This window comes from Novosphingobium sp. B1 (assembly GCF_900176395.1).
In the GTDB taxonomy this organism is placed as follows: Bacteria; Pseudomonadota; Alphaproteobacteria; order Sphingomonadales; family Sphingomonadaceae; genus Novosphingobium.
Genome location: NZ_FWXL01000024.1, coordinates 1 through 20,885, shown reverse-complemented (window position 1 = coordinate 20,885; position 20,885 = coordinate 1). Strand labels below are relative to the sequence as shown.

The window sequence follows — 20,885 nt, the reverse complement described above, 5'->3', positions numbered from 1 at the left end:
CAGCAATACAGCGATGCAATCGATAGCCTGCTCCGAAATCGTGCCATCGGGAAACACGCCGGCCGGATGATGGCATGCCATGATATGGCACCATGCCGCATGGCATGGGTCGCACGACACAGGTACTCTATCACTGCCTCCACGGGCAGGCCGGGGACCGAAGCGGTTCACTTCAAGCCGGACCCCGCCAGAAGATGGAGAACACTATCATGAAGATGCGCCTCGCGATTGGCCTTGGCGGCCTGCACCTCGGCCTGATGTCAGCACTTGTCCTTTCCACGCTTTCGACGCCTGCTTCGGCGCAGGGCCAGAACCAGTCCGCCGTGAAGAAGCCTAGCGGCGGCGTGGGTTGTCCGTCGGGCTGGCGTTCGGTCGATGGCAATACCAGCATGTGCGAGCCGCACGAGAGCAAGGCACCGCTGATCTACGGCAAGAAGGACAAGGATGCCTGCGCCGAGGGATATCACGAAGTTTACAGGGTGTGGTGCTCCACGCGGCGTCCGTAACGTTTGACGGGGAGAGTGAAGCCATGCTCACCAAATTCATTCGCACCTTCGCAGGCATGTTGGTTGTGGCGCTAAGTTGCCTGATGATGGCTGCACCAGCCCAAGCGCAGGGGACCACGGGGCCGGTGCGCGTCTCCAAGGCTGGCAATTGCCCATCGGAGTACCATAAGGGAAGGCCCGGCCATACCAGCGGTGTAGGCTCTTACCAGACCGGCCATAACGATCCGAACTTCTGCTATCCGGAAACGAAAAGTCCGCCAGCAGTCTATCTGCGCACTTCTACGTCGACCCCCTGTACCGAAGGCTACTTCGTCGATTTCCGGTCGGAATGGTGCTCGACAAAGAAATCCTACACTTGGTCTGCGGAGAACAACCTCGCCAAAGGCGGCAAGCTCACCAAGCCTTCGCTGGAAGCACGGTGCCCGACCGGCTGGGCGTCGAACAGCGATCTCAGGACGTGCTATACCACGCTCGAAAATCCTCCCGCCACTCGTCTGAGCAATGGCAAACCTTGCGCCGCCGGGGAAATGGAGGAGTGGGGAACCTGGTGCACTGGAAGTATCAAGGCCGTGACTTACGCTCACGCTGATGGCCACGGAGCCGCCGATTTCAACAGGGTCTATCTTCACAGACAGTTGAATGGTGGCGATTGGCAATCGATGAAGTGCTGCCTCTCGCCCGCCGCTGCCGCCTATTACAAGTCGATCGGTGCAGGCCCGGCCCCTGTTGGCAACGCAGCGGCACCGAAGGATGATTCCACCAGCGCCGAAGAGGACGAAGCGCGCGGCATGGACATTGCCCGGGGCATGATTGGCGGCAATTCCGGACAGGCAGCACAACCGCAGTGCGACACCGGCTCTGCCGCAGGAGCCGCAGTTGGCGCAGCAATTGGTGGCAGCACCGGAGCGAAGATCGGTTCCATGCTGGGCGGCTTTGGCAGAAAGAAAAAGACTGGCTGCTGAGGCCCTCGGCTCACGACGTTACCTGGCTTCCCGTCTCACTGCGACCGACCCTCGGGAAGCCATTCTCCTGCGGGTGTGCACGCCCCCGGCCCTGCACACCCGCCTTTTTTCAGGAGTGTTCCGATATGAAATTGATCAAGCTGGCGGTGACGGCCGCGATCCTTGCCCTTGGCGCGCCGTTCGCGGCATCGGCCCAGCCTGCGCCAGAACTGTTCTTCGCCCTGCCGACCACCGATAGCGTCGAGATCCAGCCAGTCTCGCAGGTGCAGCTGACCTTCAACACCGAAGTTGATCTGATGCACGTCGATCTGGAAACGCCCGATGGTACCAAGCTGGTGCTGTTCGATGTGGTGGCAAACAACGGCGAGCCTAAGGAGAGCATGATCTTCAGCTTCGACCTGCCGGTTCCGGCTGCCGCACCCGGCCAATACTTCATCAACTATGTGGCCGACGTAAACCGCGCCGATGGCACCAGCGATACGCTTTCGGCCTATTCCGCGTTCAAGATCGCCGGTTCCTGAGGCTTGTGGCGATGCGCCCTGTCCGTGCCACTGCCGCAGCCTTCTTGCTGATGCTGGCCTCCGCTGCGGCGCTGGCCGGAACGCCTTCGCCAAAACTGTTGCGGCTCGATCCGCCAAACGGGGCCGAACTTTCCTCCACCGTTACCGAAGTCACGCTGGAGTTCGAAGGCAAGACCGTGCTGACCAGCGTCACGCTCGAACGTCCCGATGGCACGATGCAGCCGGTCTATGAGCGGGCCCAAAAGCCGTTCAAGGGCAAGCTTTTCAACCTTGCCCTGCGCCATCCCGCCGATGCACCGGGGACGTTTGCCGTTCACTACGTGGCATGGTCGCCCAACATGAAATCATCGACATCGGGCGTATGGCAGTTCGTCCGCCAGCAGCCTGTGTCTACCCCCGAACCATGAGGTGAACATGATCAGGCAGAGTCTTCCGGCAAGCCTTGCGATGGGCGTGGCACTGCTGCTTTGCCCGTTCGCCGCCAGTGCAAAGGTGCCGCCGAAGCAAGTGGCACCGAGCTTCAATTGCGCCAACGCCCGCCCCGGCAGCATAGACACGGTGATCTGCGCCTCGCGCGAACTGTCGATGCTCGATCGGAGCATGGCGCAGGATTACAGGCGCGCCCAGACAGAGACGCCGCGCGCCACCTTGCCCGAGCTGTGGGAAGAACAACGCGAATTCATCGCCAACCGCAACTTGTGTATGAACGACCGCAGGACGCGCCACGCCTGCATCGCCTTTTCCTATGAATCCCGGATCGAAAGGCTTGGCGAATGGATCGACGGAACCGCGCTGGACTGATGACGGCAGCGCGCATTGGCCTGGGCATCGGCATGAGTGCAGCGCTGGCCTTGGCCCACGCGCAGACAAGTGCCACGCCGGGACGAACCAATGGCCCAAGCTTCAATGGCCCAAGCTTCAGTTGCGCCAAAGTCGGCCCGGAATCGGTCGAGGCCCTGATCTGTTCGGACGCCGAACTCTCCCGGCTTGACCAGGCGCTGGCGAAGAGCTTTCAAGATACGGTGGCGGCGATCGACGTGCTGGCAGCGGTTACCGATATGCGCATCGAACACCGCAGCTGGCTGGCAGAGCGCAGGATGTGCCTTGGCGGCCCCCGGGCAGTGCAGCGCGAATGTGTTGCGAACATGTACAAGGATCGCCTCGGGCGGCTCAGCCTTTGGCGCGACGGCACGCTGGTCGAGGAATACAGATGATGAAGGTTCGCTCCACGCTTGCCGCTCTGGCGCTGATCGGCGCGCTGCCGCAAAGCGGGATGGCCAACGACACCGAGGCTGCCGTCGGCCTTGGCGGGCTGCTTTTCGAACGCAACGACCAGATCGCGATGGAAAACGAGGATCTCTATCTTTCGGCTGAGCGCGTGCGGGTTCGCTACCAGTATCGCAACACCGGCACGAAGCCGGTCACCATCCTCGTCGCCTTTCCGCTGCCGGACGTTCCGCTCGAAGGGCGCGAGTTCAGCTCGGGCTTTCCCGAGTGGGAACAGCAGGGGATGAAGACGCTTGTGGACGGCAAGCCGGTGCAGTTGATGCGCATCGATATTCCCAAGATCAACGGAAAGGACATTTCTGCCCGCCTCAAGGCGCTTGGCTGGCCCGTCCGCTACTGGGAGGAGGAAGGCTTCCTGCAGCGACTGCAGGCCCTGTCTGCCGACGACAAGTCCGAATACTTTGGCGAAGGGCTGGTCACCACCGAAGGCATGGAGGGCGAAGAATTGCGCCCGGCGTGGAGCGTTTCCACAAATTACGTGCGCACGCAGACCTTCCCGCCCGGCGTGCCCGTCACGGTCGAACACAGCTACATGCCGATGACCGGCGGCTCGGTCGCCTCGGCGCTGGACCGGGCCACGCGCGAGGATAGCATGGGCGGCCCTCACGGATACGAAGCGCAATACTGTGTCGATCAGCCTTTCCTGCGCGGTTATGATCGCCGCCGTTACACCCCTGACGGCGGGTTGATCGAAACCGTCATGCCGATCGAAACCACGCTGGGGTATGTTCTGAAAACCGGCGCGAACTGGAAAGGCCCGATCAGGCGCTTCAAGCTCACGGTGGACAAGGGCAACCCGCAAACGCTCGTCAGCCTGTGTATGGATGGCCTCGTCAAGGTTTCGTCGACACGGTTCGAAGTGGTGAAAACCGATTTCGAACCGGTGCACGACATTGACGTGCTTTTCGTGGAACTGGTGCCAGCCGAAGGCGGTCGCTGAACGACGCCCACGGCACTGCCTGCCATGATATGGCACCACGCCGCATGGCAGGCCGCTGCCTTCGCCATTCCCCTACCCGAACGACACAGGGCCAATGATTGCCAGACAGGTCTGGGATCGTCCGATCGGGCCCTTGGACAAAGGGGAATGATTGAAGAAAAAGTTGCTAATGCTCGGTGCTGCGCCCGCTGCGATCCTTTCGCTGGCAGCCCCGGCGCAAGCCGGACAGGTCAGCGCTACCTCGGTGCCGGGTGCAACCACTGCCGTGAATTGCGTCAACGTCACCAATCCGGGAATGCCCTTCAGCGGGGTTGCTGCGGCGCTCATCTGCGGCGACAACGCAACTGGTGAGTCGCTCGGGAACTCCACGACAATCGGCAACAACGCCTCGGCAGCAGTCGGCAGCACGGTAATCGGCAATGCTGCCAATGGCAGCGGAACGACCGGCTCAGTGCTGATCGGCGACAACGCATTTGCCAGCGGCTACACCAATGTCGGCATTGGCCAGAATGCCAATGTGCTCGGATACAATTCGGTCGCAGTCGGCAGCTTCGCCATTACGATCGCACCGGATTCCGTGGCAATTGGTCAGCTCGCCGGTGTGGATACTGGTGCCGTCGGGGGCGTTGCAGTGGGGCGTGCCGCAGCCGTCCTCGCGGCAAACAGCGTTGCCATCGGTGCAAATTCGATTGCGAATGCAGCAAACTCGGTTTCCTTCGGCACCGCCGGTAGCGAGCGCACGCTCGTCAACGTGGCCGCCGGCACTGTCAGCGCAACCAGCACCGATGCGGTCAACGGAAGCCAGCTTCACGCTGTGCAGCAGTCCATCGCCAGCATCAGCGCTGGCGGATTGACCGCCGCACAACTCAATCAGCTCAACGCTGCGACCAGCGACATTGCCAGCGTCAACCAGACGGTGGCTTCCCTCAATCAGGCCAGTACGGCCAACATCGGCATCGACAACGCGCAGGACGCCGAAATCGCGCGGCTGGACACGCAGTATTCCACTCTCGCAACGCAAGTGACCAACCTGACGCAGACCCCGGCTGCAGGGCCGAGCGGTCTTGCCCAGAATTTTGCAAGCGTCAGCCCGGCGGCAACCGGCGCGAATGCCATCGGCAACGCCAGCGCCGGCGCCGATTCATCGGTGGCCATCGGCGATGGCGCAGTGGCCACAGGCGGCGCTGCCGTGTCCATCGGCCTTGGCAATGAGGCGCAGGGCAATGGCGCAGTGGCCATCGGCGATCCCAACTTCGCCAATGGAACCGGCGCCGTGGCGCTGGGCGCGAACAACAATGCACAAGGCGATGGCGCGATCGGCATCGGCAACCAGAACACGGCTGTCGGCATCAGCGCCGTCGCACTGGGCCAATTCGCCACGGCCAACGGCAACGAAGCCGTTGCCATCGGCAACAACGCTTCGGCAACGGCTGCCGGCGCTGTTGCATTGGGGGCCAATGCCACGGCAACGCAGGCCAACCAGATCAAGCTTGGCGGCACGGGATCGTCCATCGCCATCGGCGATGTGGCGGCGACCAGCGCGGCGCAGACTGGGGCTACAGCCATCCTTACGGTGGATGCCAGCGGAACGGTTGGTCACGACACCACCATCCGTCCCACTCTCGCCACGCTTACCGCCGGGCAGGCCAGCCTAGCTGCAGTGCAGACAACTCAAGGCAGTCAGATCGGCGCACTTGCCACGGCGCAGGCTACGCAAGGTGCGCAGATCCAGTCAATGATGCAGTTGCAGGGCCAGCAGACAGCTCAAATCGATCGGTTGTTCACCGACGCACGCCGGGACCGGCGTGATACGAACCGGGGGCTTGCCTCCATCGCGGCAATGACGCCCGCGTCTATGCCTTCCGCTCCGGGCGCGACCAGCTACACGGCAAACACCTCGGTCTATCGCGGGCAGGTAGGCTTCGGTGTATCGCTGGCGCATCGTATGGATACGGACAATCCCTTTGCCGTGACGGCAGGGGCATCCTACGCTGGTGGCCGCACTTTCGCAGGACGCATCCTTCGTACATTGCTGTCAGATGTTTACCGCCAATTATGTCGAACCGATATTTGGTGTCCGATGAACGCAGCGGAAGCGACACTATACTGCATACGCTGCCGTTGCAGGTTGAGCCGAGCGCGTATGGCGGTCGACATTCTCGATGAGCCCGGGAAGATGGCAAACTACCCTGCCCGTCAGCCACTGATCAATGCAGGGCAGGTTGTTCAATCTGCGATCCCTGCGCCCTGGATCAATCGCTCGACATGCACGATCCTTGGCAGCAAGCCACAATTCTGGCTCAATCCCGACGATGTGACCGATGCTGTTGAGGATCGTTCAGACGGAGTTGGCCTGAATGGATGCTGCGGCCCTACAGGTCTGTCCGGTGGCAATCAGCAATGCCGAAGATGCAGCGCTGTCGTCGGGATCCTGCAGGATGACTGCATCACGCCGCGCGTATTCATCCCTGATCCGGCGACAACATGCTGGGAAGATACCGACGACAATTTTCTGCCTTGGTAAGCTTGCGGCAGCGCCAAGGCTCATCCCTCTTCATCCGGGACGTGCGCCAATGATCAAACCGATGCCCTTGCCAATGCCGGGAATGTCCACCCCGATCCGGCCTTCGGCGTCCTTCGTAATCATTATCGGCTGGCCATCGCTGAGATCCTTGTGATTGCCGAGCAATTCGCCGAGCCATTCCAGCCTGCGGACGAATGACTTGCCATCTTTCAAACCCACAAGACGCAAGTTCCAGCCGCGCTGACCGTCCTCGCTTTTACCGCTCAGAAGTATGCCTGAAAGCTCCCCTCCGATTGCGCCGGCAACCAGACCATCATCATACAGGGCGGTGCCCGTGTCTCCGTTACCCCATTTGAGCAAATAGAGAGCAAGACCCAAAGATTCATCCTTGCCACGCAGGGTCACGTCCAGAGTGGCGGAATATCGCCCTGCAGATTGTGTTCCGGTAACGTCATACGCTCCTGCAAGGTCGCTCCCTCGCTGTCGGGGGGCTGCTGTCTCTTCGAAAATGGCGGATGATCTGGCCCAGGAATAGCGACCAGCCAGACGGCCTTCCTCATCGGTCGCATACCAGATAACCCCGCCAACTTCCTGTGGCCCAAGTGCTACGGCCCACGCCTGCGCCTCGGCGGATCTTTGCGAGCCGGATGTCGTCCCGGCGTGAGCAGAACCGTCCTGCGCATGAGCACAGGCAACAGAAAATACAAGCGAGGCGGCAAAGGCGAGGATCGGAAGCTTTTTCATTTTTCCAGCGTGCCTCAGGTAACAGCGATTTCCAATTACAAATCCTGTTATTCTTTTAATCGTCGTGTTTCAGATGAATTTGTCGCTGACAGATCAAATAGAGTGTGGATAAAACGATGGTCGACCACGATGGCGCGGGAATGACTTCGGAAGCGGCGCATAGGGGGAGGATACTTGTTGATTTTGCTGTTCGCTCAAGCGTCTGTCGGCCTCCTGGCGTGTTCGCAGGCATATACCACGCAACATCAGCAGCGCATGGCCGATCCCGTCGCACGGGAACGCGCGGCCATTATTGACGAGCAACTGCGCGCATCGGGCCACGCGGTCGGTGTTCCATCCGCCAGGTCTTCAACTTCGGACAAAAAGCAAACCGAGACTGTCGCTGCATGTTCTCGGCAGTACAAGGCGCAATTTGCCGAGGTTGTAGAGTGGCTTGATCGAGGCAAGGCCTACCTTGACCGAAGCGAGGCAGGTGAAGCGCTAAAACAGAACAGCATGGCTGCAGAGGCCGGAAGCCCGGAAGGCCAGTGGCGCGTCGGCTATGCCTATCGCTATCAGGGGGGCGGCGTTGAGCCCGATCGGGCAGAGGCGCATCGCTGGTTTCGCAAGGCTGCTGCCGCCGGGCATCCACAGGCGGCGCTGCAACTTTATCAGGATCTGTATCCTGACGGGGCGCCGGGCGCAGCATCCGTTGATGGTGTCACCCTCCTCGACACAGCGCTTGCTGGCCGGGTGCCTGACGCTGCCTATGAAATGAGCCTGGCGGTCTATCTGGGCGCGCGGGGCACTGGTGACCCCGTGCTTGCCGCCGCGTGGATGCACCTGTCCGCCCGACAGGGCAGCGAGGCAGGCATCGATTCGCTGCCAGAGGTGCTGAAACCCCTGAACGATGCCCAGCGCGAGGCGGCGCTGGCGCTTTCCCATAAACTTCAGAATTAAGGATCGCCAATGCTGACACTCTCGCTCGCTTTGGCTGCGGCATCGGCAGTGCCCGATGCCTATGTGTGTCTCGGCACCACGTCCCGAGCGATAAGGGATGCGCAGCAGCGCGGACGCGTGGTTGATCCACAGCTGACCAGCGCGCAGATATTCTGGCTGGAGCGTGCGCGAGTTGCCGTGCCCGACACACCCGATGCCAGCCTGATCGAAGATGCGCGGGTCAGCAGGCTCGATCAACCTGCGCGCGCCTATCGCCGCGAACTTCGGCGCTGTCTTGCAAACGTTGAAAGGGCGCGCGGGTAAGATGGTGCGCCCCCTGTTTCGCGCTGCCGTGGCGGCTGCGGCATTGACTTATGCCACGTTCGGCCATGCCTCGATCGGCTGCGTCGATGCGACCTTTCGTCCAAAGGCCGGACAGCCCGAGCAGCCAATGCCAGCCGGTTTCGACGCTTGCGCGTCCGGCGCTGTCATTGTGCATGACAATACCAACGTGTGGCGATGCCAGGTCAAACCGGGGTTCGAGGACAAGGTGAACGCCACTTACCTGATCGTGGTCGAGAAAGGTGGCAGGATCGTTGCCCAGGAACGCGACGACATAATCGGAGGACCATTGGATGCAATGCGCTGGCACGAAGTGGACTTCGACCGGGATGGAAAACGCGAACACGTGATCGCCACCCGAGTCATCGAAACCCCGGCCCACGCCATTCAGAACTGGCGGGTCCGCATCTTTTCAGCAGACTGGGCAAAGGTGATCGCGAGTTTCGAAAGCGTGGAGGATTTCGGGCCGGACGCCCTGTTCCGCGTCAGCGAGGATCAACCCTGTGTCCTCCTGCAAACCGTCTATGACGCGGTCGACGCGGAGACCGAGCAACTCAAGCTGAAAGGCGAACTGTGGACCGTCGCTGACGGCGAACTGGCGGCGCTGGACGGCGCCCCCGAAGACCGGTTGCTGGACGCGGCGTTCATTGCCGAACGCCGGCAGGGCATGGTCCCCGGCGAGATCGAGCGGACACCCTATCGCTGGCTGTATCGCCGCGATCATGATCGCACGGGGTCGGCGCAGTGATGCTGGCCCTGATCGCAGCAGCCTTGATGCTGCAGGCGACCGAGCTGCCCGCCGCGAGCGATGCCCGCGCAGACAAGCTGATCGGTGCGATCCGCGGCTATATCCTGCTGGGCGAGGCGTGCCGGAAACCGCTTGGCGATGATGTGGCCAATGCGCCCGCCGCGCTCAGCCGCGCGGCATTGTCCCGCATTGCCGACGATCCGGCGACGGTAACCGGCTTCATCGACAAGGCGCAGGCGATCTCCGCCGAATATTGCGCAGGGGATGTGCCGTGCTGGCGGCGCTATTTCAACATGCCCGATGCGCCGGACGAAGCGGGGTTTGCCACCTGTGCCAATGCGATGGCAGATGCGCAGGAAGAATTCAGCACGATTCTGGTGTGGGCGCTGAACAACGGGACGACAGGGGAGCGTGGGGAATGAGGATCATCATCTGGCTGTGCATCGCCATGCTGGCGGCAATGCAGGCGCCCGCCATGGCGCAACAGGCGAGCCCGCCAACGGCGGTGACACCGAAGCCACTGCCGCAATCGCTCAACACTCTGCCGGAAGCCAGGCAGAGCGCCGCCGATTGCGCAAAGTTCACCAAGGAAAAGAAAAGCAGACAGGAGATTTTGTCTGCCTGTCTTGTTTCTCTGAAATATAATGGTGGGTCATCTAGTAGTCGTGAAAACGTCTATACGGTCCTGTGCTTGGAAAACGAGCCTGTTCTGGACACCGAACGCTGCTATGACGCCGCACTGGAAGCATGGGCTGACTTTGATCCCGCAACAAAGTTTACCTTGCGGCGCGCCGAAGAGCAGCGGATCATTGACGTAGTGCTTCCGAAGATGTGCGATTCCGGGCACGGCCGAAGCTGCCTTTTGCTGGGCCAGATGATCCTGTTCAAGACAAAGGACGATAACCGCGCTTCTGAAGTCATCGATTGTAGCTGGCGCTTTTCCGACGAATCCAAAAAGCGATGTCAGCGCGAGCAGAGAATTGATGCGGAGCGTAAGAGTTCCGAACCAAAATACGATCCCGTTCCGGTTATGACTGCGGAGCAAGGGCTTGGGTATTTGAAAAAGGCATGCCAATTAAAGGTCAAATCGGCCTGTGGCATGGTTGAGTGGGAAATCTTCACCAGCAAAGATCCGACGCTATGGCTTGAGCAAAAGGGACGTCCGAATGTTCCGCAGGTCAGCATAGCAGATTATTATGGCGAGCACTGCTCGACGGAAAAACACCGGGCAAGTTGCTATTTCATGTCACAATTGGCCCAAGACGCCCGCATCTATGATGCACCTAAATGGACGCAGGCAGCTTGTGATGCAGGTGATGGCGATGCATGCGGCGATGTTGCTGTCGCCGCTGCACAATATGGCGATATTGCAGCGGTTGAACCAGCGCTGATCAAAGCGTGCACACTCGATTCTTCAGAATGCGGAACGTTGAAGGATTGGTACAACACAAGACCGCTCCCGGTGCATCTAGCCAGGGACAGTGACCCCGACAAGAAACGCGAGTTTGAGCTGGCCGAGCGCGTCACAAACAAACTGCGAGCCGATCGCCGCAGCATGCCCGGCTTTCGCCCGATGATGACGGTGCCCGAGGAAGCGGTAACGTCGTCCGCAGCACTCGAAACCCCGGCGCTGGACAAGTTGAAGGACAAGCCGGTCGACTGGAACGTCGTGCGCGAAGCGCTGCCTCTGTTGCGCAAGCGGACGCTGGCGCAGGGTATCCGCACGCCCAACCGGACGATGGCGTTCCTGCTGTGTGATCTTGGCGAAGAATCCGCCTGCGGTGCCGCCGGAATTCGCGTGCCCAGCACCACCCCCGAATTCGTTCCGCCGGCGCGCGATGCCTTCATCGCGAAGGTCATGGCCGAGGCCAAGGACCGCTGTGGGGTGAAGAAGGAGGTGGATTACTGTTACGACATGGCGCTGGTCATGCGGCCCGACTTCCCCGGCGCAAAGCCCGAGGAACTGCCGCAATCCGCGCGCTTCGGTGCCGCCGCCTGCATGGGCGACCGGTTCGACATGTGTGCTTTTTCGGGCCTCGCCTTCATTCAGGGGCAGATGGGCGGTCCGCCCGACCGGCGCAATGGCGGTGCGCTGCTGAACAAGGGATGCAGCGGAAACGATGCCAAGTCCTGCTACTTCTTTGCCATCCTGCTGGCCGAGGATGGCAAGAAGGATCAAGCCAAGCTGGCCGCACAGAAGGCGATCGAGATCAACCCGTCTTTTGCGCAAGCGAAGGAACTTCTGGCCAAGCTGAACTGAGGACAGGTGTGCTGACGAAGCGGAAGGTGCGCTGGGCGCTGCTGGCAGGCGCGGCCCTTGCCAGCAGCGCGGGTGCAAACGCGCAGACCGTCATGTCCGACGGGCAGGTGGTGCCCGAGGCAATCTACGCAAGGACCGAAGCCCGTTTCGCGCAGGTTCATCGAGATACTTACGGTCGTGGCGACAGCGCGTCGCCGCCTCCGGTGCCTCTGCCTTCGTCGTTCATGTTCCGGGCGGTCGACATTAACGCGGATGGCCAAACCGATTGGCTGGTCGATTTCTATCGTGGCAGCCATGGCCTTGCCGGCTTCTGCGGCACCGGCGGCTGTCTGCAGGAGCTTTATGTTTCCCGCCCCGATGGCACGCATGTCCTTGCACTGTCGACCCAGACGCTGGGGCTGGACATTCGCAAGCGCAAAGGGGCGTTGCCGCTCGTCGCGCTATCGGTTCACGGCACACAATGTACAGGCATTGGCAACAGTGATTGCCGGATCGGGATGGAGTGGTCAAAGGGCGCTGGCGCGCTTGTTCCCATTGCCAGTGCAATGACCACGGCTTCCATACGGGGGTTCAATGCCTTGCAGTTTTCACCGGTGGAGCCACCCAAGGCCGTGCTGGACAAGCTGGAGGCGGACGGTAAGGCCTGCTTGGCCGCGGGCATGGTCCTGTCGGCCGAAGTCGCCAGAGAAAGCGCCTATCCGCTGATCGATTTCAACGGCGATGGCATCGCGGATTGGTTCGTTGGCACGTATTGCGACGAGCCGGAAGCTGCCGAAGACGGCGGCGCCGAGCCATCTTCCGAAGGCGTTGACAGACAAGTACCCCAACTTTCCTCGGCACTCTACATCAGCAAGCAGCAGGATTTTGCTGAAGCTCTCACCATCTCGGGAGACTCATCGCTCTTCCTTTCTGCACCACGCCCGGTCTTCGTTGTCGCAGATGAGCAGAACGATTGCGTGGCCGGGATGGGCAGCAACTGCGGCGTGCGGACCTATGTCTGGGACAAGGCTTCAGGCACGATGCAGATGTTCGTGATCCAGCCGCTGTCCGGCGAGGAACAACAAGCGTTGCAGTCCCTCGAAATCGTTGCGCTTGCCGATCGCTGGCCGCTGGCCGCAACTCGGGCAACTGTCGATCAGGCACGCCGCCTCGAAGGTGTCCTCGCGCAGAACCGCCCTCCCAACGATTTCGACCTTGCCCGCGTCAGGTTGGCACTCGGCGCTCTGTTGCTTGATCAGGGTGACAATGTCACAGCCGAAGGTGCGCTGCGCCTTGCTGTCGATGCTTTGCAAAGCCTTGGTGCCGGGCAGAACGAAGGACTGGCGCGAGCGCGGGTTCTCCTGGCACGAGCGATAGTTGCGCCCGAACGCCTTGAAGAGCGCATGGCAACGGCCGCCTCTGCGTTTTACGCAACAGAGCCCGCGTCACAGACTGCGTGGCTGCGCAATCGCGCAGCGGAACTTCTGATTCCGGCAAGCTATCGCACGTCCACTTTTACTGTAAGTGCCGAGGACTTTTCGGCTCTCCAAGCGGAGGGCGCAGGCAAAGGGCCGGAAAGCTGGGCCGATCCGGCTGACTTTACCCGCTATGCAGCCGGCCTTGCGCGGCAAGAGTTCCGCTGGGACGACGCTATCGCACTTGGCCGGGCGCTTGTCGCGGGCGCACAGTCGGAACAGACTGACTACACCCACCTCGCCAGCGATCTTGCCACCATCGCCCGGCTGGACGAGGCCGAGGGTATTGCGCGCAAATCGGTCATCCTGGCCGAGACGAGACTGGGACGGGATCATCCGCAGACGTTGCGGGCGCAGTCCGACCTTGGTGGGATACTCCTGACCGCTGGCAAGGTGGATGAAGCGGAGAGCCTTCTTCAAAGCGTCGTCGCGCGCATGGGGGGTGCGTCGGCAACCAGCCACGATCTGCCCCTCGCGCTTCGCCGCCTGGCCGATTGCGCGTTGGTGCTGGGCCGCGTGACCGAAGCCGAATCGCTGCTTGAACGCGCTCTGGCTGCCGAGGCAGAACTGCAGGACCGCTTTGTCCTGACCGCTGATTACGACGAATTTGCCGCAACCCGTGCCCTTGCCAAGGTTCAGGTTCTTACCGGCAAGGGACACAAGGCAGCACGGGCACTGGCGGCCTCCTTGCAACTGGTGAGCAAAGAAACGCCTGCCACGCTTGAACTTCTGCTTGATTATCTCGACCTTGCCGACGCCCATGCGAAGCCCGAAGAGCGCGCATCGGCGGCCTACTTCGCCAAGGCCGACGATGATAACAGCGCCAGCATCGCCGCCGGGGCGGTTCGCATGGCGCAGAGCCTTTATGCCGAACCTCACCCGGCAATCGCCAGGGCGCTTGCGTTGCAGGCAAGGCTTCTGGCGCAAGGCAAGGCACCTGCGAATGCCATCGATGCGGCATTCGAACAGGCAATCGAGCACGCACGTCAGCTTCCGGGCGATGGCACGACGGGCGGCCTTGCCATCCGCGTCGCCTGGGCAGAGCAGTTGCTGAAGCAACCGCAACGTCATCAACGCGCGCTTGAAATCACCGCGGAAGCGGTTGCCATTGCGCGCAACCAGCGTGCGGCCTTGCGTGGTGCGGGGGGTGTCATCGTGGACCCGGCCATACGCCGGGCCTTCATTCTGCGCAGTTCAGCCCTGCTGGCTGGAGCAAAGAGATCCCCTGCACAGATCGACGAAGCGTTCCGCACCCTGCAGGAAGCCGAGGTTTCGCTTTCCGCGATGGCGGTCGCCCGTGCCACGCTGGGCCGCAGTGCCAGGACCGAGCAGGAAAAGGCACTGGTTGCCGCGTTTGCGGATGCTGAGCGCGAGGCCCGCAATCAGGACAAGCTCCTCCACGATGCGCTGATGCGTGGTGACGGGAAAACGGTGGAACGACTTCTCGGCTCGACCAGAACGGCACGAGAGCGAGAGGTGCAAGCCGAGCAGGCCGTTCGGGAGGCTTTCCCCACCTATGCACAGGCAAAGGAGCAGCCGATCCTGTCGCTGCAGGCCGCGCGTGATGCGCTTCCGGCAGGTGCTGCGCTATTGCTGCTGTCGGCTGACGATCAGGACGTTCTTGCCCTGCTTGTCACCCAACAGGACTTTCGCAGCAATCGCAGGATCGGAGAGGCGGCCACACTTTCACGCAAACTTGGCGTCGTGAAGTGTACGTTCGATCCACAATATTGCACGGCAGATGCCAATGCTGCGCTTTCCAATAGCCTTGCTACGGCGGGATGGGAGCCGGATGATCCCCGCGCAGCTTTCGATCTGGCCAGCGCGCACGGTCTTTACGCGAGCGTGCTGTCACCCCTCCTGAAGACACTTCCCGCCGGAACCCTGCTGGTATCCGTGCAACAAGGGTGGCTCAGCGCCTTGCCTCTGGCCGCCTTGCCCATCGAATTGTCAGCCACCGCGGACCTGTTCGATCCAGTGAAAATGAAAGACGTCACCTGGCTGGCGGACAGACATCCGATGGCCACTCTGCCGTTTGCCGGGATACTCACGCGAAGCAGGCCGCCGCTCGATCTTGGCACGATCAGGCAGCCCTTCTTCGGTATTGGTGATCCGTTGCTTGCCGGCAGATCCAGCAATTCTCGCGGATTTGGCAACCTTTATGCGCGGCGCGGGTCTGGCTGGCATGTGGAGGTCGACCGTTTGCGCGCGCTTTCACCGCTTCCCGCCACACAGATTGAGCTGAAGGCAATGGCCGCAATCATGCGGACATCAGCCAACGAAAGTCTCCGGCTTGCTGCCCAAGCGCGTGAGGGGCAGGTCCGATCTGACGAGCGGCTTGCCCGTGCAAACATCCTTGCCATTGCCACGCACGGGTTGATGCCAAGCGAACTGCAGGGCCTTCAGGAGCCAGGTCTGGTCATGACCCCGCCCGATCAACCAAGCGATGACGACGACGGTCTGTGGACAGCCTCCGAAGTCAGCCTGCAGACCATCAATGCAACGCTCGTGGTTCTTTCGGCCTGCAACACGGCTTCGAGTGAAGGTTCACCCGGAGCGGACTCCCTGTCCGCGCTGGCTCGCGCTTTCTTCCTTTCGGGTGCAGGTGCCGTGCTGGCTTCCCGCTGGAGCGTGCCTGACGAGCCGACCGCTGCCCTCACGGTCGAGGCGTTGGACGGCATTGCCAACGGCAAACTTGATCAGCCTCACGCATTGCAAGCGGCAATGAAGGCTGTGCGGACTGGCAAGAACTCCAAGGGTGCAGATCTTCCCGGCTGGACTGCTCAGTGGTCCCATCCCAGCGCCTGGGCGGCCTTTTCCATCTACTCATCAAGCCTTGCCAACTGAAGGTATGATCATGCCGAAGCCGCGAACAGTTCACATCAATAGGGTTATCCTCGCCGCAATGGCATTGTTCGCCGCGACGCATGCGACGGCTCAAGCGCAAGTGCGCATCGACGAAACAGGGCTCGTCCTCCCTTCACCCGTCCGCTTCGAGTCAGGGAGCGATGTGCTGGCACCCGGGAGCGACAAGGGCCTCGAAGATATCATGCAGTTTCTTGCAGAAAAGACCTACATCACCCTGCTCAGGGTCGAAACCAATGCGGCCATCCTTGCTGACCGCGAGGACAATGCACAGCTTGGCGTCCGGCGCGCCAAGCGGCTGGCGCAGTGGTTCAACGATCATGGCATGGACTGCAAGCGCCTGATCTTCGTCACGTTCGGTCAGGAGAAACCTGTCGCAGCAGGCAAGGATGAGAAAAACGAACGCATCGAGTTTCGTCCGGCCACCTTGCGCAACGTCAAAATCGGCGGGACGCCGGTCGATGGCTTCGGGTTTGTAGTTGTACCACCATGCAAACAGGATTGAGAAAATTTGGGTTGGAATGAGCGCCACTGTCTAATGGCCGAGCTCTAGAAGCGATCCATGTCCGACGTAAGCACTCTGAATCATGGAAGAAAGGGCTGCGCAATTCGTTAGGGGGGTAATGGCCGGTATTGGCGTTAGCCGACGCCAAACTCCACACGGCGGAGCGACAAATTTTGGTCGGGGGTTGCCGTTGCTAAGTGGCAGATGGGACGGCAGCTTTCCACCACTCGCCGCCCGGAAGCCGCCGTTCAGCAACCGGCCCAATTGCGGCCATGAGATGTGCCGCATCACTATCGTAAAGCTGCCGGGTTACGGCTGCTCTGCCGCCGAAAGCTGAGATTCTCAAAGCGACGCCGTTGCGGACATACGACAAATAGGAAACCATGTTACGGTGAAACGCGCCCACATCATCGTCCTCGCAATCGCAGGTGTCGGCGCGGCAGCCACGGCTGAATCCTATCTTGGCTCGACGCGCTACCGACTGGCTGACGCTACCTACGCTGTTCCCCACAAATACGAGTTCATGCGCAATTTCAGCTTGCCGTGGCTCTCAGACATCAATGGGCTGGAAATGGAGCCAGATGAGTCCGTTTGGCTCTTACTTCCGGCCTCTGAACTTTCCGCCGGTGTGCAGGGCTACAAGCGCCAGTTTCACGGTTATTCGAGCGATGTTGAAGCCGACATGGTAGTCAATGTGCTTGACGGAAAGGAAGCACGCGAGTTTCCTGCCGACCGGAGCAGAGACATTTTGAAGGTTCAGCAGGAACTTGCTAACGGCGGGCTTCGACAGCGTGATCCCACGACTGGCTGGGATAGGGTGTATTGGCTCGTCGGCGAAGAGGGGACGCCAGGACAGGGCGGATCCCTTTTCTATCTCGTTCCCCGCGACGGTGTTGAAAGCCTGCCGCCCAACTGGCGAGTTCCGTCGTGCCAAGGTTCGCCAGACATCATTGGGCATGAGAGGTTCGATTGTAGCTTTACTATTAGCAATGAGGGCCTGACGTTCCACTTCACGCTGCGCCAAGAAAACCTCAGCACTGCCAGCCTTGTTCCTGCTTACGTTTCGAGGCGCTTGAAAGGCTGGCGGGCCTGAGCTTCGGCTGTCCGACTTCCACCCCAATCCAGCTGCAAATGGGGATCCGGCAGCTGCCTGACAGCCGACCTTCAGCTTTAGCATCTAGCCAGCCGGAACCTGCCAGTCCGCACCCGGCCCACTACCGGCCATCGGTTGGGCCGCAGCGCCACTTTGAAAGCTGCCTGGCAGATTCAGCCGCCCGGCCGCCGAAAGCTGAATTTCTCAAAGCGACTCCATTGCGGACGTGAGCATTCATGTGCACGCTCACGCAATGCGTCGGATCATTTTCTCACTGGCAGTCGCCGTTAGCTCTTGCAGCAATCCTGCGCCGGAAGAACTTGCATTCGTTCGCAAAGACGCTCCATCCACGAGTGGAGATCCAAGCGGCTTGTTCCTAGCCGACGCGCTCTCACGATTAACACCTGAGGAGCAGCGCCGCTATGGGCATTCGAGTGATGTAGCTGGATTTCTCTTTCAGGGAGCAGAGTTCACCTGCATCGTAGTTGTAATTCTCAACAAAGACGTCGTCACTCACGCGCCCAATCCCGCATTCTGCTACGACAAGACAACGAACAAGTTCGTCAAACGCCTCTGAAGCTGGCGGCAGTTGGCCATCCCTCTGCAGACGAGATTTGGGTCTTCCCGGCTGCCTAGAAGCCGACCATCGGCTTTAGCGTTTCGCCAGCCAGAACCTGCCGATCAGCAACCGACCCATTTGCGGCCATCGGTTTGACCATAGCGACCATTTTGAAAGCTGCCTGGCAGTTCAAGCCGCATTGCCGCCGAAAGCTGAAATTCTGAGAGCGACGCCATAGTCGCCGTGGGGCAAGTGCGGTCCAATCCTCCAATCGGACTACGGGCGGCTTCCATACCTTCGCTCTCCCGCCTTCCGCATCTCGTCGAGCGTTTGGCCGGGTGCTGGCTCCAAGTATGCGCGGGCGGGTGCTGCTCCCTGAGGGCACTTAGGTGGTTCGGCACCGTTTTTGATCCGCAGGATGTTGTAGCCACCCGCGGTGTTACGTCGCAGCCACCACCTTCGTGCGCCCAGATCGCTACGCCAATAGGTGTGCTGAACAGACAGTGCGGTAATCTTCCTCGCCTCGATTTGCCCCTTAACAACCCGCACTATGTCGAGGTCAATGAAGTATGGCCAAGACATAACGATATAGTCATCATCTGAATCCGGAAAGTCGCTCGGGACTTGCCCCACGACCTTGGCCACGACCAAGGCATCGAAGCACTGTTGTGCCTCTGGCGGAGATGACGGCGTGGCAGGTGTTGGCCACCCAAGAGCGGCCAACGACGTGAGAGCGATTGCGAAAGGCCGGCACCAAAGCATGCGCTGGCTTAGCGCGAGGCATGGCAGAAAACACCCATCTTTGGTCACGTGGCGCGCTTTGCTGCCTGCCTGAAAGCCGACCTGCGGCTTTAGCCCTTTGCCAGCCAGGACCGGCTGTTCAGCAAACGGCCCAATTCCGGCCATCAGCTGGGCCGAAGCGCCATTTGAAAGCTTACCGGCAGTTCAAGCCACTCGGCCGCCGGAAGCTGAAATTCTAAGAGCGACGCCATTGCGACCGTAGCGGATGCCTGCCACGCTTCTGCAGGAACGGATTTTCGGAGAAGCACTGTGATCCGATCGATAACGTCCATGACATTGCTGATGGCTACTGCCCCATCTCTTGCGGACACCTATGACGTCCCTACCAAGCTTGTGCTGAAGGTAGAGGCAGCGACGAAGAAGGATGTGCAGCTAGGACAGAAGTATGCATCGTGCATGAGTACGCCTTGGCTTCCGACTGTCGATCAATTCGAAGCAAGAGCACGCTCGTGCGCAGATTTGAGGAAACCCCGTTCGTCGAAACTAAAAAGGGCAATCGACTGGGTCGATCAGATCGCAGTGCAGTTCCCCGGTGCAGAGATAGAACTTCAGATTCTGCAACGGTAACAAGTCGACTTTCCCACCCCGTTCCCGCCATTCCGGGTGGTGCGGCGCGATCCTGAAACCTGCCCGGCAGCCTCCGCAAGTTTCTCGCCAAAAGCCGAAATTCTCAAAGCGACGCCATTGCGGACATGGAACACTTCGGCCAGAACGTCGCTACGCGACCGAGGTGTCGGACATGAGAAAGATTGTAAGGCGTGACTATGTCGCATTGTCAGCGCCAGCTTTATTGCTGGTTCTCGTCGCTATCCTGAAGGGGCTGGAGGAGGCATTGGGCCTCGCGGTTATCGGTGTGCCATTCGTCCTTTGGCTGTGGGTGCGCCAGATCCGAAAATATCCTGAGGACACTTGGCGACCACGCATCTGAGAAGGTCAGTTTCCCACCCCTTTGCGGTCATGAGCGGGATCGCGCCTCGATCCCGGTACCTGCCGGGCAGCTTCAGTGCGCTTCTCGCCAGCAGCCGACAAACCTAAAACGACGCCGAAGCTGTCGCCGATTGGCCTAGTTATCGTCGCTAAAACGAATCTCGACATTCGTGAAATGCTCGTCGTCTCCGAAGCCTTGGCCAAGATCGTAGAGATAGAGCGTGACGGGGCACGGCTTACCTTCAGCCCATTGTATGGCTTCGGCTACCGAGATGGCCTCAAGTGCCTCATAATCAACGGTCAGGCTTGGATCACTCTCGGGCGCCTGATCGGAATCCTTGCAGCTATTGTCGTGCTCGGTAGCTTCGATGATGGCATTGATCTCTTGCCACCGATACGGTCGAGTTCGCTTGTCGATGATATTCCAAAGCATCTGATCGAAATACCGATGGCTTCCGAAAGTGACAACGGCAGAAAACCACCCCTCTTCGGACGGGACCCCGGCCTACCTGCCTGCCTCAAAGCCGACCTTCGGCTACGGATAACTGCCAGCCAAAAGCTGTCGGTCAGCAACCGGCCCAATTGCGGCCATGAGATGTGCCGCATCACTATCGTAAAGCTGCCGGGTTTCGGTCGCTCGGCCGCTGAAAGCTGAAATTCTGAGAGCGACCCATGTGTGGACGGCTCTCCGTTGGCAAGGGTATTTCTGCACTGCGCTGGCTGGTCGTGGCGCCCATGTGTCCGGCCTAATTGCGCGGCGTTGCATGGCCGCTGGCCTTGATGCCATACGCGCGGTTCAGGTCCCTCTCAATTGCACGCACTCGAAGTGCTGGCGTCGGACGGGTTCTCCTGCTCCGGCGGTTTCAACCGGCTTGTTGCATCAGTTCAGTCTGCCCTCTCCAACTCGTGTAGCGCCCTTGTGCGCAATC

At 60.6% G+C, this 20,885-nt stretch carries 20 protein-coding genes; 19 read left to right on the top strand and 1 reads right to left on the bottom strand.

Translation table 11 applies throughout. The features are described from left to right. Positions 1 to 209: 209 nt before the first annotated feature. The 8 genes from B9A23_RS20055 to B9A23_RS20020 all read left to right on the top strand — a co-directional run bounded on the left by B9A23_RS20055 (position 210) and on the right by B9A23_RS20020 (position 6,740). Positions 210 to 506, top strand: a complete 297-nt coding sequence (locus B9A23_RS20055; protein WP_139797599.1) for a hypothetical protein — start codon at positions 210 to 212, stop codon at positions 504 to 506. An 83-nt stretch (positions 507 to 589) separates the two neighbouring features. Next, entirely contained in the window at positions 590 to 1,468 is an 879-nt protein-coding gene (locus tag B9A23_RS20050; RefSeq protein ID WP_139797598.1) for a hypothetical protein, read from the top strand. A 125-nt stretch (positions 1,469 to 1,593) separates the two neighbouring features. Further along, positions 1,594 to 1,989 carry a copper resistance protein CopC gene (locus tag B9A23_RS20045; RefSeq protein ID WP_084281062.1) on the top strand — a complete coding sequence of 132 codons (396 nt, stop codon included), beginning with the start codon at positions 1,594 to 1,596 and terminating at the stop codon, positions 1,987 to 1,989. 11 nt (positions 1,990 to 2,000) lie between these two features. Continuing rightward, positions 2,001 to 2,396, top strand: coding sequence for a copper resistance protein CopC (locus B9A23_RS20040; protein WP_139797597.1), 396 nt, complete (start codon positions 2,001 to 2,003; stop codon positions 2,394 to 2,396). Between the two features lie 7 nt (positions 2,397 to 2,403). Beyond that, complete coding sequence (locus tag B9A23_RS20035) at positions 2,404 to 2,790, top strand: lysozyme inhibitor LprI family protein (RefSeq protein WP_139797596.1); 387 nt, start codon at positions 2,404 to 2,406, stop codon at positions 2,788 to 2,790. Beyond that, a complete protein-coding gene (locus tag B9A23_RS20030) occupies positions 2,790 to 3,203 on the top strand; it encodes a lysozyme inhibitor LprI family protein (protein ID WP_084281057.1) in 414 nt (137 codons plus the stop codon). The genes B9A23_RS20035 and B9A23_RS20030 overlap by 1 nt, the downstream gene beginning before the upstream one ends. Next, positions 3,203 to 4,216, top strand: coding sequence for a DUF4424 family protein (locus B9A23_RS20025; RefSeq protein WP_176218094.1), 1,014 nt, complete (start codon positions 3,203 to 3,205; stop codon positions 4,214 to 4,216). Before B9A23_RS20030 ends, B9A23_RS20025 begins: the two co-directional genes overlap by 1 nt. 169 nt (positions 4,217 to 4,385) lie before the next feature. After that, positions 4,386 to 6,740: a hypothetical protein gene (locus tag B9A23_RS20020; protein WP_084281054.1), complete on the top strand. Its 2,355-nt coding sequence runs from the start codon at positions 4,386 to 4,388 to the stop codon at positions 6,738 to 6,740. 30 nt (positions 6,741 to 6,770) lie between these two features. Here the strand turns inward: B9A23_RS20020 and B9A23_RS22465 are convergent, their stop codons facing one another. Further along, positions 6,771 to 7,484 (bottom strand): hypothetical protein, encoded by a 714-nt coding sequence (locus B9A23_RS22465; protein ID WP_139797595.1) that lies wholly within the window; start codon positions 7,482 to 7,484, stop codon positions 6,771 to 6,773. A gap of 255 nt (positions 7,485 to 7,739) precedes the next feature. On the opposite strand from B9A23_RS22465, the gene B9A23_RS20010 reads away from it, so the two are divergent. The 11 genes from B9A23_RS20010 to B9A23_RS22955 all read left to right on the top strand — a co-directional run bounded on the left by B9A23_RS20010 (position 7,740) and on the right by B9A23_RS22955 (position 20,611). Then, positions 7,740 to 8,423, top strand: coding sequence for an SEL1-like repeat protein (locus B9A23_RS20010; RefSeq protein ID WP_139797594.1), 684 nt, complete (start codon positions 7,740 to 7,742; stop codon positions 8,421 to 8,423). Positions 8,424 to 8,432: 9 nt separating this feature from the next. Next, a complete protein-coding gene (locus B9A23_RS20005) occupies positions 8,433 to 8,726 on the top strand; it encodes a hypothetical protein (RefSeq protein WP_084281050.1) in 294 nt (97 codons plus the stop codon). A gap of 1 nt (position 8,727) precedes the next feature. Then, positions 8,728 to 9,492: a hypothetical protein gene (locus tag B9A23_RS20000; RefSeq protein ID WP_084281048.1), complete on the top strand. Its 765-nt coding sequence runs from the start codon at positions 8,728 to 8,730 to the stop codon at positions 9,490 to 9,492. Continuing rightward, positions 9,492 to 9,914 (top strand): hypothetical protein, encoded by a 423-nt coding sequence (locus B9A23_RS19995; protein WP_084281046.1) that lies wholly within the window; start codon positions 9,492 to 9,494, stop codon positions 9,912 to 9,914. Before B9A23_RS20000 ends, B9A23_RS19995 begins: the two co-directional genes overlap by 1 nt. Continuing rightward, positions 9,911 to 11,752 (top strand): hypothetical protein, encoded by a 1,842-nt coding sequence (locus tag B9A23_RS22960; RefSeq protein WP_176218093.1) that lies wholly within the window; start codon positions 9,911 to 9,913, stop codon positions 11,750 to 11,752. Before B9A23_RS19995 ends, B9A23_RS22960 begins: the two co-directional genes overlap by 4 nt. Positions 11,753 to 11,760: 8 nt before the next feature. Further along, the gene (locus B9A23_RS19990) at positions 11,761 to 16,053 is read left to right on the top strand and encodes a CHAT domain-containing protein (RefSeq protein ID WP_176218092.1); all 4,293 of its coding nucleotides are present in this window, start codon (positions 11,761 to 11,763) and stop codon (positions 16,051 to 16,053) included. Next, positions 15,965 to 16,576, top strand: a complete 612-nt coding sequence (locus B9A23_RS19985; protein ID WP_139797593.1) for an OmpA family protein — start codon at positions 15,965 to 15,967, stop codon at positions 16,574 to 16,576. The genes B9A23_RS19990 and B9A23_RS19985 overlap by 89 nt, the downstream gene beginning before the upstream one ends. Positions 16,577 to 16,967: 391 nt before the next feature. Beyond that, entirely contained in the window at positions 16,968 to 17,669 is a 702-nt protein-coding gene (locus B9A23_RS19980; RefSeq protein WP_084281042.1) for a hypothetical protein, read from the top strand. Between the two features lie 253 nt (positions 17,670 to 17,922). Next, on the top strand, positions 17,923 to 18,246 hold the full coding sequence (locus B9A23_RS22460) for a hypothetical protein (protein ID WP_139797592.1): 324 nt from the start codon (positions 17,923 to 17,925) through the stop codon (positions 18,244 to 18,246). 1,522 nt (positions 18,247 to 19,768) lie between these two features. Continuing rightward, positions 19,769 to 19,957: a hypothetical protein gene (locus tag B9A23_RS22455; RefSeq protein ID WP_139797591.1), complete on the top strand. Its 189-nt coding sequence runs from the start codon at positions 19,769 to 19,771 to the stop codon at positions 19,955 to 19,957. A gap of 75 nt (positions 19,958 to 20,032) precedes the next feature. Beyond that, positions 20,033 to 20,611: a hypothetical protein gene (locus tag B9A23_RS22955; protein ID WP_176218090.1), complete on the top strand. Its 579-nt coding sequence runs from the start codon at positions 20,033 to 20,035 to the stop codon at positions 20,609 to 20,611. Positions 20,612 to 20,885: the final 274 nt, after the last annotated feature.

Coding starts and splice junctions, on each gene's coding strand:
- B9A23_RS22455 (WP_139797591.1), top strand. CDS start 19,769: ATGAGAAAGATTGTAAGGCGTGACTATGTCGCATTGTCAGCGCCAGCT.
- B9A23_RS20005 (WP_084281050.1), top strand. CDS start 8,433: ATGCTGACACTCTCGCTCGCTTTGGCTGCGGCATCGGCAGTGCCCGAT.
- B9A23_RS22960 (WP_176218093.1), top strand. CDS start 9,911: ATGAGGATCATCATCTGGCTGTGCATCGCCATGCTGGCGGCAATGCAG.
- B9A23_RS20030 (WP_084281057.1), top strand. CDS start 2,790: ATGACGGCAGCGCGCATTGGCCTGGGCATCGGCATGAGTGCAGCGCTG.
- B9A23_RS22460 (WP_139797592.1), top strand. CDS start 17,923: ATGCGTCGGATCATTTTCTCACTGGCAGTCGCCGTTAGCTCTTGCAGC.
- B9A23_RS20010 (WP_139797594.1), top strand. CDS start 7,740: ATGGCCGATCCCGTCGCACGGGAACGCGCGGCCATTATTGACGAGCAA.
- B9A23_RS20000 (WP_084281048.1), top strand. CDS start 8,728: ATGGTGCGCCCCCTGTTTCGCGCTGCCGTGGCGGCTGCGGCATTGACT.
- B9A23_RS20040 (WP_139797597.1), top strand. CDS start 2,001: ATGCGCCCTGTCCGTGCCACTGCCGCAGCCTTCTTGCTGATGCTGGCC.
- B9A23_RS20045 (WP_084281062.1), top strand. CDS start 1,594: ATGAAATTGATCAAGCTGGCGGTGACGGCCGCGATCCTTGCCCTTGGC.
- B9A23_RS20055 (WP_139797599.1), top strand. CDS start 210: ATGAAGATGCGCCTCGCGATTGGCCTTGGCGGCCTGCACCTCGGCCTG.
- B9A23_RS20035 (WP_139797596.1), top strand. CDS start 2,404: ATGATCAGGCAGAGTCTTCCGGCAAGCCTTGCGATGGGCGTGGCACTG.
- B9A23_RS20020 (WP_084281054.1), top strand. CDS start 4,386: ATGCTCGGTGCTGCGCCCGCTGCGATCCTTTCGCTGGCAGCCCCGGCG.
- B9A23_RS22465 (WP_139797595.1), bottom strand. CDS start 7,484: ATGAAAAAGCTTCCGATCCTCGCCTTTGCCGCCTCGCTTGTATTTTCT.
- B9A23_RS20025 (WP_176218094.1), top strand. CDS start 3,203: ATGAAGGTTCGCTCCACGCTTGCCGCTCTGGCGCTGATCGGCGCGCTG.
- B9A23_RS20050 (WP_139797598.1), top strand. CDS start 590: ATGATGGCTGCACCAGCCCAAGCGCAGGGGACCACGGGGCCGGTGCGC.
- B9A23_RS19995 (WP_084281046.1), top strand. CDS start 9,492: ATGCTGGCCCTGATCGCAGCAGCCTTGATGCTGCAGGCGACCGAGCTG.